This is a genomic window from Petralouisia muris (genome assembly GCF_004793545.1).
GTDB lineage: Bacteria > Bacillota > Clostridia > Lachnospirales > Lachnospiraceae > Petralouisia > Petralouisia muris.
Genome location: NZ_SRYA01000196.1, coordinates 1 through 1,665, shown reverse-complemented (window position 1 = coordinate 1,665; position 1,665 = coordinate 1). Strand labels below are relative to the sequence as shown.

The 1,665-nt window shown below is 44.4% G+C and carries 1 protein-coding gene and 1 pseudogene; both read left to right on the top strand.

The window, feature by feature from the left end; all coding sequences use genetic code 11:
* Positions 1–206: 206 nt before the first annotated feature.
* Positions 207–335, top strand: coding sequence for a helix-turn-helix domain-containing protein (locus E5329_RS28995; RefSeq protein WP_135992560.1), 129 nt, complete (start codon positions 207–209; stop codon positions 333–335).
* A 231-nt stretch (positions 336–566) separates the two neighbouring features.
* Positions 567–1,624 (top strand): annotated as a pseudogene (locus E5329_RS28990) (site-specific integrase).
* Positions 1,625–1,665 lie beyond the last annotated feature (41 nt).

The window sequence follows — 1,665 nt, the reverse complement described above, 5'->3', positions numbered from 1 at the left end:
GGAAGCTGTTGCGGCTTGAATTAAGACGTAAATTCAACTAACTTTGGAAAGAACCTGTTTTTTGAAAAAAAGTGGGTGATTTTTTTGAGATGGGGTCTGAAAGCCTTATAAAGTAAGGACTGAAGATTCCGAGAAGTTATAAAGAGGGAAAGGGGGAAAGCAGGAAGAAAGGTTGGGAATAAGACAGGGAAAGGAGAGGATGGGTAATGGAAGGCAAAAATTTTATGACGGTTGAGGAAGTTGCGCAGGAACTGAACGTCTCCAAATCCTATGCCTACAAGGTTGTCCGGGAGCTGAATACAGAAATGCGCGGGCTTGGCTATCTGACAGTATAGGGCAGGGTGAATACAAATTTCTTCCGCAAGAAGTTGTGTTACAGTGAGTAGTTTTTCGTAAGGAATAATGTTGCAGCGAGTAGTTTTTCCGTAAGAAGTTGCAATGAGTAATTTTTCCGTAAGGAATTATGTTACAGCGAATAGTGTAGGAATCTTTAAATTTTTACCGGGGCTAACAGCAGATTTAATTACTTCTGTAGCCAGCCCCGGGGAAAGGAGGAGTGTGAGCGTATGGCTGTTTATAAGGATGGCGACAAATGGCGTGTCATCTACCGATATACGAATTACAAAGGGGAGAGGAAACAGACGCAGAAAAGGGGTTTTGCGACCAAAAGGGAGGCTTTAGGATGGGAGCGGGAAGTCATGCTCAAAAGTGAATCCAAACTTGACATGACGTTTGCCAGTTTCTTTGAAATATATGAGGCGGACAAGAAGAAAAGGGTGAAGGAGAATACATGGGAATCCAAGAGCCATGTGATACGCACGAAGATACTTCCCTATTTCGGGGAGCGGAAGATTGCGGAGATTGAGCCGAAGGACGTGATTGAATGGCAAAATGAAATGCTTTCCTATAAGGGCGAAAACGGGGAGGTCTATTCCCCCCGACCTACTTAAAGACCATCCACGCGCAGTTAAGCGCAATTTTCAACCATGCCGTAAGGTTTTATCACCTTCCGGGCAACCCGGCGCAGAAAGCCGGAACGATGGGCAGTGAGGAACACAAAGAAATGCTGTTCTGGACGAAAGGGGAATACCTGAAATTTGCCGACGTGATGATGGACAAGCCATTATCTTATTATGCCTTTGAAATGCTCTACTGGTGCGGTGTCCGGCTGGGCGAAATGCTCGCGCTGACTCCGTCGGATTTTGATTTTGGGCGGAATACCGTAACGATAAATAAGTCCTATCAGCGGTTAAAGGGAAGGGATGTCATCACTTCCCCTAAGACAGCAAAGAGCAACCGGACGATAAAAATGCCGCATTTCTTATGTGAGGAAATGCAGGAGTATATCAGTATGCTCTATGAAATCAGCGAACCTGAAAGGATGTTCCAAGTCACAAAATCATATCTCCATCATGAGATGGACAGGGGAGCAAAAGCCGCAAATGTAAAACGAATCAGAATCCATGACCTGCGCCATTCACATATTTCCCTGTTAATTGAGATGGGATTTTCGGCACTTGCCATAGCGGACAGGGTAGGGCATGAGAGCATAGACATTACCTACCGCTATGCGCATCTTTTTCCTAACAAACAGACGAAAATGGCGGATAAGGAACTGTCGTGAAATAATTTGTATATTTTTGGAATCTATGTTAATATATGTCA